Below are 15,950 nucleotides of genomic sequence, written 5' to 3'. Positions count from 1 at the left end.
GCGGATCAGCCCATCGTTGTGCGACCGGCCGCAGCTTCGCGGAAGCACTCGGCCTCAAGAACCATCAAGGCCTTGCCCTTCTTGAACGCGACGTGCGTCTTCTTTTCGCTGAGGAGCTGCTGGATCTCCAGAATTTGGGGTGCCGCGCTCGGCATGGCCTGCAAGATCTGGACGGCCAACCGAGAAAGCTCGTTCAGCTCCTCGAAGGGGTTCTCTTTCAGCACGATCTGCTGAAGCGCAAAAACCATCTTAGAACAGGGCGACGTAGCCTCACTTTCGCGGATCATCTCGCTTTCGCGCAGGATGCGGCAGTGGTTCTTGATGACGAGGCTGACGCCAGAGCCGGCGTTACAGATCTCCGCGCCATTGATGTAGACCGTCTCACCAGGTCTGATCGTCAGCTTTAATGCCACTGCTTAAACTCCTTTTGAGTTAGCCGATCATGCCCTCTCGGCGCATTGTTTCTCGAATTCCCATATGTCGGGTGAGTTAATGATTGATTAACCATACAGCCAAAACGCCTTAGGTGATGGCAACTTGGCGGATTGATTTAATCAGCAATTAGGGAGTCGAGCCCCCAAGTGACGTGCCTTCGAAATTAGAGGGTTTTTCGATCCAAAGGATCAAACTCGATGTCTGGCATCACCCTTACCGCTGCTACCCGGCAGAACCTGCTCTCACTGCAGGGCACGGCGGACCTTTTGACCACCACTCAGAACCGCCTTTCTACGGGTAAGAAGGTCAACTCGGCCCTCGACGACCCGACGAGCTTCTTCACCTCGCAGGCGCTTTCGGGCCGCTCGGGCGATCTGGGCCAGCTCCTCAACGGCATCTCCAACGGCGTCCAGACCATCCAGGCTGCCAACCAGGGCATCACCTCGATCCAGAAGCTGGTCGACTCGGCCAAGTCCACCGCCAACCAGGCTCTTGCTGATAAGAGCACTTCCTCTGGCGGGTCTGCGGCAACGGTCGCGACGCTGACCGCAGGTACGAGCTACCAGGGGACGAGCACTGCTAACAAGGCTGGCGGCGTTGCCACTGGTACGCAGGATTTCTCGACTGGTGGTGATGCGTCTTTCGACCTTTCTCTTGATGGCGGCACCACCTCGGCTCACATTCAGCTCGATAAGTCGACGCTGGGTAACGTCTCGTCCGATCTGACGAATGTGAAAGCCCAAGACGTCGTCACCGTCATCAACAACCAAATCTCCAATAATACATCCTTGAAGGGTAAGTTGACCGCATCGGTCGGAGCAGACGGTCGTATTAATCTTGCGACTACTGCAAGTGGCGCGAACTCGAAGGTAGGTGTGAAGTACTCGGCCGGGTCGACGAACGATATTGGTTTCGGCAAAGATACTTCGGCAGTTGCAGCTCATGCGACCGCTGGCGCCGCGCTCGCAGCAACTCTTGACCTGACTGGGACCGCAAGAACGGTGACCGCAGGCGCTGCTCTTGGTGCAACTACTACCTTGGGAGCTGCCGGTACTCTCGATGCTAGTTTTAAGGTAACAGACGAGAACGGCAAAGAGACTACGGTTACTATCAATAAAGACACTATTTCTGCTGGTTCTACAGCTCTCGGCACGAGCGCTGCAAGAGCTGACGTTCTTCTTGCTATTCAGAAGCAGTTGTCCGAGGGCAATTCTGCTGTAACAGCGTCACTCGGCGGTGCTAATTCTGATACTCTAGTTTTCAGTTCGACTGCTAAGGGATCAGGCTCCGGGGCTATCAAGGTTGACAATATCGCGAGCAATGGCGCGCCCAACCTCGGCTTCGGTACGGCGGCTGCATTGGATACTGGAACGAAGGGCGGCGCATTGGATGCCGCAGCCAGCTTCACTATCAATGACGGTACTACTACGAAAACGATCAAGATTACCGCTGACACGCTCTATGACGGTACTAACAAGCTTGGACTTAGCGCCTCTAAAGATAACGTACTTGCCGCTATCAAGAAGCAAATCAGCGATCAGGGTATCGCGGCAACTGCGACACTGACTTCGGCTGGTAAGCTCGAAATTGGTTCCACGAACTTTGGTGCCGACTCGCCGGCTGGTTTCCTTGTGACGAACGTCGCGAGCGTCAATAGCGTAAATCTTGGTTTTGGTACCACTGCTGCGGCTCAGGCTACGACGGTAGGCAGTGGAACGGCCGCGACCTCTTACACTGCTTCTATCGGTTCTGATGCAGTCAATGGCGGTGCTGTCAATACGACCCGTCAGTCTCTGGCCAAGCAGTTCAATGATCTGCGTGAGCAGATCACGCAGCTTGCCAAGGATGCTAGCTACAATGGCATCAACCTGCTCTATCGCTCTGGTACTGATCCGGCCGAAAACTCTCTGAAGGTGACTTTTAACGAGACGGGCTCGTCGTCACTCAGCATCGCTGGCACGAAAATCGATGCTGACGGTCTTGGGCTTAATTCTGTGACGGGCGACTTCCAGTCCGACGACGAGATTAATAAGGCTCTCACCTCAATCACGTCGGCGACCAGCCAGCTTCGTGCTCAGGCTTCTACCTTCGGCTCCAACCTCTCGGTGGTGCAGAACCGGCAGGACTTCTCGAAGAACCTAATCAACATCCTCGACACCGGCTCGGCCAACTTGACGAACGCGGACCTCAATGAGGAAGCCGCCAACTCGCAGGCCCTGTCGACCCGTCAGTCGATCGGCATCTCGGCCCTCTCGCTCGCCAACACGGCGCAGCAGGGCATCCTGCAGCTCCTCCGCTAAGGGCGAGCCCTTGAATTCATCGACGGTGCCGGACGCGTTCGCCGACGCTTCNCGGTGACCGCGTGAGCCGCGCAGTCACGACCGCCACCAGCCAGCTTCGCGCCCAGTCCTCGACCTTCGGATCGAACCTGTCGATCGTGCAGAACCGTCAGGACTTCTCGAAGAACCTGATCAACATCCTCGACACCGGTGCGGCCAACCTGACGAACGCGGACCTCAATGAGGAAGCCGCCAACTCGCAGGCCCTGTCGACCCGTCAGTCGATCGGCATCTCGGCCCTCTCGCTCGCCAACACGGCGCAGCAGGGCATCCTGCAGCTCCTCCGCTAAGCGGACTAGCTTCAACGACTAAAGAGCGGCCGGGGGAAACCCCGGCCGTTTTCGCTTGGGTTGAGGCTTACAAGAAGCCGTGGGTCGAGCGATCCTTGATCCGCCATGTCGGAGGCTCCGGGAAGGCTTCCACGAAGCCCAGCCCGAGCAAGACACGATCCCGCTTGCAGACGCCCGAGCATGTGCACCTACGTGATAGCGGTACGGCGCGTAATCGGCGCTTCGGACTTCCCTACCGTTGACTTAACCATGCCTGCCAGCCGACATGGCATGTCTGGCTGCTCTCGCCCTTTGAGACGAGTCGTGAGCCAACAACCATCAGGGATTAGCGCCGCGAGAAAGACCTAAGCCCAAAACGCCAACGGCCCCACCCCGGCAAGGGTAGGGCCGTCGAAATCGTGGGGCTTTTGAGGGCCGCTGCTTCCCCTCATCAGCCACAACACCGCTCAGGTGTCAATCGGGATCGCTTCCCGAGACGATGGCGCTTTGCCTTTTGACGGGGACGGCACTTGCCGCTCCTCCTGCTTTGCCGCGGCCCGAGCAGGGACCGGGACCGATGTTTCACGCCGCCATGCAGGCCGCGATCGAAGGTGCGCGAACGCTCGCGCAGATGGACGAGCTATCCCGCCAGCTTTGGCAGGGGCATGGGGCCGGCGCCTTGGGCGACCACGAGGCCCAGATCCTCGCCGAACGGCTCCACGGTCGCCGTAGCGCGATCCGCGAGGGCATCCAACCGATCGGCATCCCGGTAGGACGTGCGAGCGTGTTCCCGCCGCGTAGAAGCGTCAGGAGCCCTGATCGGGCCGCCTCCCGGGAGCGGAGGCGCCTGTTGGCCTGTTCGGGTCCCTTACCACCTCAGATCGCTGCACGGTTCACGGAGGGCCAGAGGGCCGTCCTGCGCATTATCGGGGACGAGGTCGCGGCTAAGGGCGTCTGCGGCCTCTGCATCGACGCTATCGCGGCCCGAGCCGGTGTCTGCCGGCGCCTGGCCCAGGGGGCGATCCGCCTTGCCGAGGGCGACGGGCTGCTGACGATCCAGGAGCGCCGGCACGAGGGACGGAAAAACAGCCCGAACCTCGTCCGCATCATCAGCCGCGAGTGGCAAGCCTGGGTTCGACGTGGCGCCCGGCTTCAGCCCCCACGCCTAACGCTGGCCGAGCCCGCCGTGCAGCCAGAGGGCATAGGGTGCAAAACGAAGCACCCCACGGATAGGGTGGTAACTCTGGGGACAACGAGACCAGCAGAACCGGTCAAGAGGCTGCCGAAGCGGCAGAGTTTTGCCCATTGGTAGCGCGATCTCTGGTCCCTTTCAGAGCGGCAGGGCCGGCGCAGCTATGCACCGGAGGCATTCGGCTGGCCGATAGAACGAACAACAGATAGATCCCCTCGCGCGCATCATAGGCCGGACCCAACCAGGGGTAAGGGGGGCCGGCGAGTTGCCGGAACGTTGTCGCGACAGCATGGCGAGTTGCCGGGTTAACGGCCTCGAAGCAGGGGCCTAACAGAAGGGGGCCACGTCCTAACGAATGTAGGCTAACTCCTAACGCAAGTGTGCAGTCGCCCTATCGTTAGGGATTGCTCTACAGGCGTTAGGACTATGACCACTTGTGTTAGGCAAAACCCTTTCCAATCGCTCACTAGCGTTAGGGCTGTGTAGTACTAACGGGGGGCCGAAAATGAAAAGGCTGTCGCTGGTTCTGTGGCGAGCCCCTTGCCGTGCGCAGACACCCTTTCTGGGCTAGCAGAGGAAGCCCTTACCCCTCGGGACATGCCTCCTGACGAGCCCCGAAAGACCGCCCCGAAGCTACGTCGTCCGAGATAGAGCGAGCGAGGGAGCAAAAAACGCTTCTTCGTTCTGATAGAGCCGGGCGAAGTCTGGTCTCCTCCCCTGCATTGCACCGACTGCATCGCGGCGCCATCTTGACCGTGGCCTCGAGGAGAAGAGCGGTTGACCCTAACGACGCTCTACCCGCCGATTGCGGCCGCAACGATCCTCAACGTTTTCCTGTTCGCCCTCGCGTGGAAAGGGACGCAGATCGAGAAGCGCGAGGGCGAGCCGCCGTGGTCGTTAGTTCTCGGGATGCTCGCATACCTTGGGGCGCTTGCAGCCTTCATCTACTTTTCCCGGCATCGCCCGCTTGCGGGGGGCTTTGACCTGTTCATGGTCGCCCTAGGGGCGCAGGCTATGGGCGGGGCGATCGTCTACGCCCTGTTGCACGCCTTCATCTTCTCGCGCGGCCAGCCAAAGGCAAACCGCGCATTCGCTATGGTCGCCGCCGTGTTCCTCGCCGGCATCATGGTTGCGGGCGTGTTCGCCAGCTAGCGCGCGTCCCCAACTGCGAGACCAGCCCCCGAGGCGTAACGGCTGGTTTCGAGAGGCCGTGAAAGAGCCCGCAGGGCAGGCGCCCCGCCCTCAAAGGACTGCCGAGCCCGAGAGGCCCCGACACCGCTTGTTAGGACCCGCCGGCCGGCATCCCGTGCCCCGTAGGCCGCCCCTGCCGCCCCAAGTCCTCCAGCCTTGAAGGCCACCGCGCCCGCGATCAGATCGAACGCCTTAGCCACCGCCCCAAGCGCCCGGCCACTGTCCGGCCGAGGCTGCCCGTTCGGGAGGATCGTCGCGTTCAGAGCGTTAGCGAACCGCCGAAGGTTGGCGAGTTCGGTTTCGTTGAATAGCTCGCGCGCCACCCCGGAGCCGGGACCGTCCGTGAACCCCCGGATGCGCTCAACGGTCTTTTTCGCCGTCTGCGCCTCGTCCGTGAGCCGCTGGACCGCCGCTTGGCGCAGGCCCGCCCACTCAGGGCTTGCCTCGCCTAGAAAGCCCTTGGCCGCCCGCGCTTCGTTCACGGCACCGACGCGGGCGCCAGGAATGCCCGAGCCGAACAGGCTTGCTCCGATGGCGTTCGGATCGAACCCAGAGCGTTCGAGGTTTTCGACCCAAGCGGGCACCGCCTGGTGCGCTTGTTCGGTCTGCGTCAGCGAGGCCCGCAGCCGCGCGAGGCCGATACGCTGATCCGAGGAGAGGAAGCGGGTCGCCAGATCGCGCCCCTCGCCCCTCAGCAGGTAGTCGAGGCGCCGGCCCAGGTCGCGCCCCTCGCCGCCAACGTACCGGGTCACGATGGACTGTTGCACCGCCGACCATGCCGGGCTGTTGTCTCCCACCGCCGCCCGAAGCCGATCGAGGGTTTGCAACTGCCCGCCCGAGATCCGGCCCGTCGTCGTGCCGAAGAGGGCGGTTATGGCGTCATTGGGCGAGGCATCCCGTTCAACGATCTTCTGCAGCCGTTGCCCGGCTACGTCCCCGGGACCGCGAGGGGCGAAAGCCTGCTTGTAATCACGGAACAGCCCCCGAGCCCGCCGTATGGCCTCAGCCGGCGCCGTGTCCCCGATCGGCAGGGACGTGGAGCGCGGGTCTTGAGGGGTGAAGCCCTCCCCAAGTTCAGGGAACGGCACGTCGTCGCCTAGGGATCGAGGCGCCGCGGCAGGCTCGCCAGCATCAGCACCGCGACGGGACACCGCCCGGTCATAGGCAGTTGCTGCGTCGTCAGCCTCACCCCGCACCATCGCCTCGGCGGCCTCGCGCAGGGCGCCCCGGTCGAGATCCTGGGGCCGCAGGCCGTACCCTTCCATATCAATTTCGATGCGTCGGGCTTGGCGATCGACCTGCACAAGGTTGTCGCCGTTCTCGTCCGCGACCCGATCAGTGACGCGCCGCGTGCTACCGGCTCGCCCCTCGTCCTCGATGCGGTAGGTTTTCCGCCCGCCGATCCGCTCGGCCTGGATCAACTCTCGCACCTTGTCGGCCACGTCGCGCGATGACGCCGCGTCCATTTCGTCAGGATGGAAAAAGCCCTCATCCACCAAGCGGGTGCGAAGCTGATCCCAGGTCGGAGCGTTGCGGCGGGCCAGGATGCCCCGGCCGGGCGTGTAAAGCCGGTTCAGGTCTGCTGCCCGTGCCTCATCGTCCAACGGGATGCCCTCGCGCGTGAGGTAGCGCAGGAGGCTTTCCGGTTCGCCCTGCCGAGGCTGAGGGGCAAGGATGGCATTGGCCGGCATCGCCGCGTCAGGGGCACCCCCAGGCAGGCCCGGGAAGTCATCGGCCGCGGGGGCACGGGCCGGCTGGCGCTGCCCAAACTGGCCGATGCTCATCAGGTCTTCGATGCGCTGGTCGAAGGCTTCCCGCACGGCCCCGAGGGCGCGCCGGTCGGTCGGGTTCTGCGCCGTCCCGCCGTAGTAGGCGCCGAACCGCTTGCGGACCTGTTCGACCTGCTGGAGCGTCGGCGTTTCGCCTTCCCGCAGCCCGAGGATGCCAGGAAGGTTGTTGAGGTCCGAGAGGGCACGGGCCGCCGCCGGGGTCAGCACCGGATCAACCGGGACCGTTGGCCCGAGAGACTTCGTCACCTTGGCTCCGACATCATCAAGGGCGCCAGGCGCGAAGGTGCCCGGGATCTGCGCCACCTCGTCGTATGCACCGCGATAGGCCCCACGCGACTGTTCCGCAGCCTCCCTCACGCCCTGGACCGCAGCCCGAGCACCGTCGAGGGCATCCGGCGGGACATCGCCTCGCACGGCCCGCAAGGCGTCGTCCTGCGCCTGCTGAGCCGCAGAGGCCCGGCGGGTGAACTGGTCCGAGGCGCCGCGCGTCCGATCCGCGACCGCCTCAAAGGCCGCTTGTGGATTTTCCACCAGGGGGTTGCTGCCGGCCGCCATCGACTGAAGCCGGCCACGGGCTGCGCCGATCTCGGCCGTTTGTTGATCCGTGAAGCTCTGCCCGATCTCCTGCGCCCGGCCACCCTGCCGACCGGCAAGGGCGCCTTGCTCCATCGCGATAGCCTGGGGATCGCGCGTCGCCTGCGCCCGGGACAGCGTGATGCCCTGTTCGGCTGCCAGCGCCTCGCGCGCCGCGCCCTCTGACGGCCCCTTGGCGCTGAAACTCGCCATGATCCGCTGTTCAAGCTCGGGCGTGATTTCCGCCGGGTCGATGCCGGCGCCACGCAGGGCGCTATACGCCTGTTCGGTCAGCTGCCCGGTCTCATCACGGAAGGGCACCCGCGCCGACCGGAACGAGCCGATAACCTTCGCCACCCCTTCAAGAGCTAAGCCGCCGACACCGCCGGCAACGCCGCCGATCGCAGCCCCAGCCGCCGTGTCACCTAGCGTCTTCTTGTCGAAGGCTTCCGCGGCACCACCGTAGGCCGCCCCCGTAGCGGCGTTCCAACTCGTGCGAGCCGCGAGGCCAGCCCCCTCCGCGGCTCTGAAGCCCGGAAGAACGACCGCGCCACCGACGATACCACCCACCGTGCCAGCCAGGGCCGATTTCGGCGCCTGTCGGGCGAAAGCTTCCTCTTGCTCGCCGGCTCGCTCGTAGTTCTGAGAGAAGGACCGATCACCGTATCTAGGCACGCCGAGCGCCCCAAGGCCCGTCGCAATCCCGGCCGCGGCGTTCCGAGGGAGGTTCAGGCCCGCCGCGTTGCCGCCCCTGTAGAGCGCCGCAAGGAAGGGGGTCGAGGCGTCAGGCTTACCGACGAGGCGTTCATCGGCAACCCGCCGCATTCCCTCGCCCAGCCCCGACGACGTGTCAGCCGTCCGCGCCATCCGCCCCGATCCGAACCGCTCATCAAAGGACGCGGCGCCCCCTTCCTCGCGAAAGGGGTTCGGCTCTGAGGTTGCGCGAGAGCCCCCGCCAGCGCCCCGGCTGGCCTTGAAGCTCGCGAACTCCCCAGGATCGAAGCCCCCGCCCCCGGCGCCCGCCTGGGGCGCCTGAGAGGGCGCAGGAGCGCCGGACTTGAAGGCCGCGAACTCCGCAGGGTCGAACACACCGCCGGCCATTCAATAGCCCTCCTGCTGAAGCCGCTCGTAAGCCTGCTGTTTCGAGAGGCCGGAGCCCATAAGCTGCTGAAACCGATCCGGGGCTGCGACGGCGTTCGGTCGGTTGGCCTGGGAAGGTGCCGGCAAGGCCCGAGCCTGGCCCGCAGAGCCCGAGGGGGCTTCCCGTGAGGGAGGCGAAGCGCGCATGGCGTCCCCCTGCCCCCGAGGACCGGAGCCCGGCTTGTAGTAGGTCTGCCCACGTAGCTCGGCGGCCTTCTCCTGGTTCTGTTGCAGCCGAAGGTTCGCGAGGCCGATGGCCCGATCATAGATCCGCTGCCGAACCACATCGGGTTTGGAGCTTGAACCCTGGATATCGAGCAGGATCGCCCGCTCGCCTTCGGTCGGGTTGCCGCCGAAGATGCTCTTGAGGTTCTGCAGCGCCTGGGTCGTGACGAGGTTGTCGAGGTCCTGGGTCGCGACGCCGGCCTCGTTACCGAACAAGCTGGTCGCGGCCCCTCGGAACCCCGCCGTTGGTCCCTCGTAAGCCTGCTTCGACAGCTTCTTGGCCTGCCCCAGCATCTCGATGGTGGACTGCGCCCCAAGAACCGCCGTGTCGGCTTCCTGGATGGCTTTCTTGTCGCCGGCCGTGAGCGGCTGCGCATCCTCGCGGGGCATCTTCCCCGTGAGCACGTAGGATTGATAGGCAGGCGATCCGGAGACAAGGCCGTTCTCGGCCGCCGTGGCGCGACGTGCCTCGACATCCTCCGTGACGTTGCTGCGGCTCCGCTCGGGCACCGAGTAGCGGGCGCTGTTGCTGCGCTCGTCGTACACCGTGTCGCCTGGCTTCAAGACGGTTGGGCCGCCGGGGCGCTTCAGCTCGCGCTGGTAGTCGAGGTACGAGCCCGAGAAGCCTTGAGACCGAGCGAGCAGGTAGTCCTTCTGCGCGTCGGGCACCCTGCTTTCATCGAGGGCCTGTTTCAGCAGCGATTGAGCCAACTGCCGTTGATGGTCGGGCAGGTTGGCCGCCCCCGCCGCCTTGAGCAGGAAGGGGATGCGCTGTCCGAGAGGAGACTGCGCGATCTGGGCAGCCGGGATGTTGCCGACCGATCCGCCAGCGTCCGCGACCTGAACCGGTGCGCTTCCAGGAGCAGGCCCCTCGCCGGGCAGGGTCATTACCGGCGCGCCATCCGCTCCGCCGCCGAACGATGTCGGAGCCGGGACGCCAGCGCCTGTGTCAGGCGTCGTAGGCATCGCCCGAGCCCGTGCCGCGTTGCCGATGGAGCTGCGGTCGAGATCTGGAGCGCGCTGGTTGCCTCCGAAGGGCGACCGGGCCGGAACACCGGGTTCGGTGCCAGGGATGTAGAACGCTGCCTCCTGTGCGCCCGGCGCCGGCATGTCGGCCTGCGCGGTCTGCGTGCCCATACTGGGGGGCGTCATCCCCATCCGTTGCTCAAGTGCCTGCGTCTGGGCTTCATCGTCCGCATAGGCGACCTGGGTGCGAGCAGGAGCACCGCCCCCACCGCTGCGCCCGGCGAAACTGCGGCTGAAATCCCCGAGGACGTCGCGGGCCGTCTTGGGTGTGCCATTGCGGTTGAAGAACACCGTCCGGTTGGCCGCTACCGCAGAGGGGTCAGCGTAGGACGAGGCTGGCGTATCCGGGTTGCCCTCCGCCCCCTTGAGGAATTGGACGCCACCTCGCTTGCCAAGGAAGTGCATCGCGTAGCGCGTCACGTCCGTGACCGGCAGCCCGACCTTGGCCAGCAGTCCTTCGTTCTCCTGCGTGAACGCCGCAGTTGCGCGCCGCGCCTGGTCGGGGTCCGTCCGACCGCCTGGGGTCAAGCCGAGCTCCGGCCGGCGCCGTGCCAAGTCGGTCCACGTGCCTTCCGTGAACTGTCCGAGGCCGGTCGCCGTGCTGTTCGGATTACGAGCGGTCGGGTTGTTGTTGGCCTCACGGGTCATTAGGCTCGCAAGGTAGCCGCTCGATGGCCCGGCACTGTCCCCGAAGGAAACGGCCCCGCCTCGCGTTGGGGTGGGAGATCCGCCGCCAGACGGGTTCAAGGCTCCCATTGCCCCGCCGGCTGACTGGCCGAACATGCCGCCGAGCCCCTGCGCGAAATCCTCGCTCGCCTTTTGCTCAAGCTCCTGTTTCTTGAACGCCTGGCCGAGTTTCACCAAGCCCAGACCCGTGTCGGCGTCGCCGGCATCGAACGCCGCCTTGGCCGCCCCGGCATAGTCGCCGCTCTGGATCGCCGAGCCGACCTGACCTGAGAGTGCCCGCTTGCGCTCTTGTTCGGAGCTGAGGGCCAGCAGCCGGCCGATCCCCGCGAGACCGCCACCGAGATCCGTGGCGGGAAGGCCGAAGTTGATGCCGCTCGACATGCGCGCCCCCTACTTGAAGATGTTGGCGAGGCTGGTGATCAGCGACCCGCCGGCCGTGCCGGTCGCCCCGTTCTGGCCGACTGGGCTCGCCGCGAGCTGCCCGAGCCCAAGAAGGCCACCGAGGAAGTTGGAGGAGGCTTGGTTCTGACTGGCCGCGAGAGCCGAGTTGTTCTGAACCAAGGCGTTGCCGGCGTTCTGCTGGACGCCCGCCACCCCCTGCCCGAACTGTGCCTGTTGGCCGGAGGCCGTCCCGTAGAGCCCCGCTGAGTTCTGGCCGAAGCTCTGCGCCAAACTGGAGAGGCCCGACCCGAGAGACTGGGAGGCGGCACCCTGAAGCCCGAGCCCGGCCGCTGTCCCGGCAGCACCGGTCGCGTAGTTTGTGCCTGCCGTCGACAGGTTGTTGATGTAGTTGCCTGCCTGCTTGTTCTGATAGTCGGCCGCGTAGTTGAAGAGGTCCCGCGAGGTGTTTCCGCCCGAGAGGTTGCCCCGCGCCGAGGCCGTGCGCATCACCGCGTCTAGCCCTTCGTCGAGGCCGGCGCCGTACCCAAGAGACCCCTGGAAGGCTTGGGAAGCGCGGGCATTGCCCTCCGCGCCGTTCAGCCCGAGCGCATCGGACCGCGCATCCGTGGCCTGCTGCCCGCTCTTGGTCAGGCCGCCATACACGTCCCCGATCTGGCCGAGGAAGCTTTGCGTCTGCCCGTACTGGCCCGTGAGGTCGTTCCGGCTTTGGCCATACCCGGCGCCGAGAGCCTGGAGCGCGTTGCCGCCGGACCCATTGCCCGTGCCGAGCAGACTTTGCGCGTTGGCATACCCCTGCGTGAGAGCATCACCGCTAAGGTTCTGCGTTGCGCCGATGGCCTGCTTGTTCTTGTTATAGGCGCTAAGGGATGCATCCCCCGTGATCGCTGAAAAGAGCCCCATCAGTGCACCTGTGCGTTGGAGGGCGCAGGAGCGGCGGCAGGCTCCCGCTTGAGGAGGAGCCGCGCTTCGTCGTGGGTGATGCCCCAGAGGCTGCAATCCTCGGCGGGGCCGTAGAACTTGCGCTGTGTGCCCTCATGACGAAGGCCGAGGCGCCGGGCGAACTCTTGAAGGCGCTGATCGCGTCCGCGGATGCGAACCGTGATCCGCCGCAGGCCGATGACGTTGAAGGCCCACCAGCAGAGGAGCCCGCGGGCATCCCGGTTCAAGAGCCCCAGGTGTCCGAGGGGCATCAGCTCCGCGTCACCGTTGAGCGTGAAGTTGTTCAAGACGAAGATCAGGCCGCGGTCCCGATCCGCGCCGATCACAGAGACCCACCGCGCATCGTTCGCCGCGAAATGGCCTACGGCCTCCAGGCAGTAGCCTTGCACCGTCGCCAGATCCGGCGGCGCGAACTTCACGATCGCTTTGCCGTCCTCGGGAGCGGTCCAAATCTCGCCGATACGTGCGGCAAGCTCGGCCTGGGTCGGGGCGTACTCCATCACGCCGCCGCCTGCATCGAGGGAGCCGAAGGCGACGGGCCGCCGTCAGGATCAGAGGAAGAGCGGGGCCGCAACGCCGAGCGAAGGGCATGACGGGCGAAAGCTGAGACGTTCACCCCAGCCGCTTCGGCGCCCTCACGAAGGGCCAACCGCAAGTCTCGATCTACCCGGATATAAAGGTGCGCAGGAAGCTTGCAGCGCATGTGCAGAGTACCCCGAAGGTGATGCCTGAAATCATCTACCCACATCTCTGCCAATTTGTCTTGCGAACTGCGTGCATACCCAAGTCAATAGAGCGGTATCGTTCCGGTTTTGACTATGACAGATCATACCTTATGCTGATGTAATCTGACGGTTTATCTATGCGTTGACGGAATGGCTAGTCATCGTCACTTATGGAGCCAGGATTTTCTTTGCCGAGCGAGGGGGGCTGAGACTGCGGCTCTCGAAAAACGGCACCCAATTCCCACAAGCTGGAGAGTGCCTTCGGGGCGTCAGGGTCAAGGCGCTTGACCAGCATATCAATGAGAAACGGGATCTGCTTTGCGGCCTCTTCCTTCACATAGCGGAGTTTGTGTGAGTTCCTAAACCACTCATCTTCGCCCGCGAAAATGCCATCAGCCTCTTGCTGCGTATGCGCCAAGGTTCGCGCAAATTGGATGCCCGTGAAAAAGTTTTCGCCGCCCCCAGCATCGCGATAGAGGCTCTCGAAAACGCGATCGACAGAGGAAACTGCCAATTCCCGAGTGATGGTTTCCACAGTTTCGCGGGCGTCAAAGCTTTGCTCTAGCCGGCGTTCAATTTCTTCGCTCAGAGACCGCTCACTGTCCTTTGCCGATGCCTGGAGTTTGTCCTGAAGTGCGTTCCGGCAGCGGAACGTGACGGTCGGGCGCTTGCCTTCGCCAGGGTACTTCGCAGGTCTACCGCCTTTTTTTGGGCTTGGCGCTTCATCGGTCATCGGTCGTCCCTCAACGTACTAATTCGTACCTGATATCGAGAACGTATCCGCTTGACAAGAGGTGACTACCGCTGCCTTATGGGTTTCGTAAGTCCCGTCGTGGCATTAACCGTCTGCGAGGCGCGATGACCCTGCAATCTCCTTCGAACACAGATACGGCGCTGCGAGCGGGCGGATCTGGCATTGATATCCACGGCGCTCTCTCCCACCCCACCGTCGACGTAGTCACGGCCGGGCTCTTGCTCGGGATCGGGCGGAACGCCGCCTACAAAGCTAGAGAGGCGGGAGACATCCCGTCCTTCAAAGTCGGGGGCCAATGGCGCGTCCCGACTGCTCCTCTGAAACGGCTACTCGGCATCTGCTCTGAGCAGGCCGCCGCCTGACGCTCGCCGCTGGCGAGCCCCGGCCCGCCGGCTCTGCAAACAGCCCTGAAGCGAAAAAAATCGGCCCCGCAACGAGGGTCACTCGCGCAGGGCCGAATAGGTCAAAAGCTGTGCCTTCATATAAGCTTCCGAAGCCCCGCAATCAATCTCAATCCGCGGTTCCGATGCCGGCCCTTGAGGGCCCGCACCCCGACGAGCTTCGTGCCCGGCGGGTGCAGACCCGGTTCAGGGTTGGCCCTGAGGTCGCCGCCGTCATTGCGGCTAACGCCTACGGCTTCCGTGAGGAATGGGGAGGGCTCGCACGATGAACGCGAGATCCCTCATCCCCTCGCGCGTTCGGCTCCTCGTCCCCGTGCTCGGTAGTGACACGGACGGGGAAGCCCTCGGCGCCTGCCGTGCCATCGGCCGGACCCTCGCCGGCGCCGGCCTGGACTTTCACGCGCTGGCCGATGCGATCAGCACCCCGGCAAGCCCACTCGCCAATCTGAGCCCGTATCGTGCGGGCCAGCCCCCAGCCTACCGCCCGCAGCGGCGGCACGCCTGGGTCTTCACCGAGAAGCAGACCGCCGATCACCGGCAAATGGCTCGCTACTGCCGGGACAACGACCGAGGCCGCCTGAGCCGGCGCGAACGCAACTTCATCTGGACCATAGCCACGCATGGGCGCGAGCTGACGGTGCCGCAAGCCGATTGGCTGGCGGACATCACCGACCGCCTTGAGAAGGAGGACGGTCGCACATGCGCGTAAGCCTGACTGAAATCGCCCGCGTGTTGCGGGGGAAGGTCGTCGGCAACCAGGTGCTCGCGCCCGGCCCGAACCATTCCGCGAAGGACCGAAGCCTTTCGGTGCGCCTGTCCGCAGGCTCCCCCGATGGCTTCATTGTCCACTCCCATGCAGGCGATGATTTCCGCGCCTGCCGGGACTACGTGGCCGATGCGCTCGGCATGGCCCTGGATCGGTGGCGCCAGGACCGCCCCGTTGATCCGGCCGAGGAAGCTCGTCGTGCCAAGGCCCGGCAGCAGGCCGAGGCACGGGAGCGCGCCGACATCATTCGCCGCCAGAAGGCCGCTGGGCGGATCTGGGAGGAGGCGCGCACCCCGCTCGGCACCATCGTTGAGACCTATCTGCGCTCCCGCTGCCTGGACCTTCCCGAGGAGATCGCAGGCGATGTGCTGCGCTTCCACTCCCGGTGCCCATTTGGAGAGGGCATGACCGCGCCGGCCATGGTGGCAGCGCTCCGATGTGTCCGAACCGGCGACATCATCGGCATCCATCGCACCGCCCTGACCCCTGATGGGGTGAAGGTCGGCCGTAAGATGCTTGGCACCGCAACCGGTGCGGCGGTCATGCTGGATGCCGAGGATACGGTTTCTACCGGCTTGGCCATCGGCGAGGGCATCGAGACATGCCTTGCTGCCCGCCAGCTCGGCATCCGACCGACTTGGGCTCTCGGCTCCACCGCAAACGTCGCCGCCTTCCCGGTCCTCGACGGGATCGAGACCCTGACCCTCCTCGGCGAACTTGGGGACGGTGGCGCCAGTGACCGCGCCTGCAGCGAGGTAGGCACCCGCTGGCATCGCGCCAGCCGATCCGTGGACATCATCACCCCGAAGATCGGCAACGACCTCAACGACGTGGTGAAGGGAGGCGCGACCACATGGCGTTGAGCAATGGCTTTGATCCCGGCGACCACATGGACCGCCGCCCCTTCGCGCCCATCTACGACGACGAGGCGGCTGGGTTCGACCGGATCGACCAGGAGCGCCCCAAGCCGAAGCAGCGCGCTCGGTTTCCGATCCTACATTGGGATTGCCCCGTTTCTGTGGACGGTTAGGGGGCTTGGCTGAGCAGGGTCTCAGGTGACGGGTGCGGCCGGGTCTCCTGCTCGTAGACGACGGGC

At 64.7% G+C, this 15,950-nt stretch carries 12 protein-coding genes and 2 pseudogenes; 8 read left to right on the top strand and 6 right to left on the bottom strand.

Features of this window, described 5'->3' with window-relative positions:
* Nucleotides 1–5: 5 nt before the first annotated feature.
* Nucleotides 6–413, bottom strand: coding sequence for a flagellar biosynthesis repressor FlbT (locus ASF58_RS15500; protein ID WP_055954220.1), 408 nt, complete (start codon nucleotides 411–413; stop codon nucleotides 6–8).
* A gap of 219 nt (nucleotides 414–632) precedes the next feature.
* On the opposite strand from ASF58_RS15500, the pseudogene ASF58_RS27225 reads away from it, so the two are divergent.
* The 4 genes and pseudogenes from ASF58_RS27225 to ASF58_RS15475 all read left to right on the top strand — a co-directional run.
* Nucleotides 633–932, top strand: a pseudogene (locus tag ASF58_RS27225) (flagellar protein); the annotation flags it as partial.
* A gap of 1,284 nt (nucleotides 933–2,216) precedes the next feature.
* Nucleotides 2,217–2,735, top strand: a pseudogene (locus ASF58_RS27220) (flagellin); the annotation flags it as partial.
* A gap of 52 nt (nucleotides 2,736–2,787) precedes the next feature.
* Nucleotides 2,788–3,064 (top strand): flagellin (locus ASF58_RS15485; protein WP_280137547.1); only part of this gene is annotated, 277 nt, incomplete at its 5' end.
* Between the two features lie 1,948 nt (nucleotides 3,065–5,012).
* The gene (locus ASF58_RS15475) at nucleotides 5,013–5,387 is read left to right on the top strand and encodes a hypothetical protein (RefSeq protein ID WP_055954208.1); all 375 of its coding nucleotides are present in this window, start codon (nucleotides 5,013–5,015) and stop codon (nucleotides 5,385–5,387) included.
* Here the strand turns inward: ASF58_RS15475 and ASF58_RS15470 are convergent.
* The 5 genes from ASF58_RS15470 to ASF58_RS25920 all read right to left on the bottom strand — a co-directional run bounded on the left by ASF58_RS15470 (nucleotide 5,384) and on the right by ASF58_RS25920 (nucleotide 13,666).
* Nucleotides 5,384–8,890, bottom strand: a complete 3,507-nt coding sequence (locus tag ASF58_RS15470; RefSeq protein WP_055954205.1) for a hypothetical protein — start codon at nucleotides 8,888–8,890, stop codon at nucleotides 5,384–5,386. The two genes, ASF58_RS15475 and ASF58_RS15470, sit on opposite strands and share 4 nt — an antisense overlap.
* A complete protein-coding gene (locus tag ASF58_RS15465) occupies nucleotides 8,891–11,248 on the bottom strand; it encodes a hypothetical protein (protein ID WP_055954202.1) in 2,358 nt (785 codons plus the stop codon).
* Between the two features lie 9 nt (nucleotides 11,249–11,257).
* On the bottom strand, nucleotides 11,258–12,169 hold the full coding sequence (locus tag ASF58_RS15460) for a hypothetical protein (protein WP_055954199.1): 912 nt from the start codon (nucleotides 12,167–12,169) through the stop codon (nucleotides 11,258–11,260).
* Nucleotides 12,169–12,711: a GNAT family protein gene (locus ASF58_RS15455; protein WP_156375706.1), complete on the bottom strand. Its 543-nt coding sequence runs from the start codon at nucleotides 12,709–12,711 to the stop codon at nucleotides 12,169–12,171. Before ASF58_RS15455 ends, ASF58_RS15460 begins: the two co-directional genes overlap by 1 nt.
* 376 nt (nucleotides 12,712–13,087) lie before the next feature.
* A complete protein-coding gene (locus ASF58_RS25920) occupies nucleotides 13,088–13,666 on the bottom strand; it encodes a hypothetical protein (protein WP_156375705.1) in 579 nt (192 codons plus the stop codon).
* Nucleotides 13,667–13,791: 125 nt separating this feature from the next.
* On the opposite strand from ASF58_RS25920, the gene ASF58_RS27510 reads away from it, so the two are divergent.
* The 4 genes from ASF58_RS27510 (at nucleotide 13,792) to ASF58_RS25915 (ending at nucleotide 15,884) form a co-directional block, all read left to right on the top strand.
* A complete protein-coding gene (locus tag ASF58_RS27510; RefSeq protein WP_156375704.1) occupies nucleotides 13,792–14,049 on the top strand; it encodes a helix-turn-helix domain-containing protein in 258 nt (85 codons plus the stop codon).
* Nucleotides 14,050–14,353: 304 nt separating this feature from the next.
* Complete coding sequence (locus ASF58_RS15445; RefSeq protein ID WP_055954190.1) at nucleotides 14,354–14,797, top strand: hypothetical protein; 444 nt, start codon at nucleotides 14,354–14,356, stop codon at nucleotides 14,795–14,797.
* Nucleotides 14,788–15,717, top strand: a complete 930-nt coding sequence (locus ASF58_RS15440; protein ID WP_055954187.1) for a toprim domain-containing protein — start codon at nucleotides 14,788–14,790, stop codon at nucleotides 15,715–15,717. The genes ASF58_RS15445 and ASF58_RS15440 overlap by 10 nt, the downstream gene beginning before the upstream one ends.
* The gene (locus ASF58_RS25915) at nucleotides 15,708–15,884 is read left to right on the top strand and encodes a hypothetical protein (protein ID WP_156375703.1); all 177 of its coding nucleotides are present in this window, start codon (nucleotides 15,708–15,710) and stop codon (nucleotides 15,882–15,884) included. The genes ASF58_RS15440 and ASF58_RS25915 overlap by 10 nt, the downstream gene beginning before the upstream one ends.
* Nucleotides 15,885–15,950 lie beyond the last annotated feature (66 nt).

This window comes from Methylobacterium sp. Leaf125 (genome assembly GCF_001423085.1).
Lineage (GTDB): Bacteria > Pseudomonadota > Alphaproteobacteria > Rhizobiales > Beijerinckiaceae > Methylobacterium.
The sequence above is the reverse complement of the archived record's forward strand: the minus strand, read 5'-3'. Positions and strand labels throughout refer to the sequence as shown.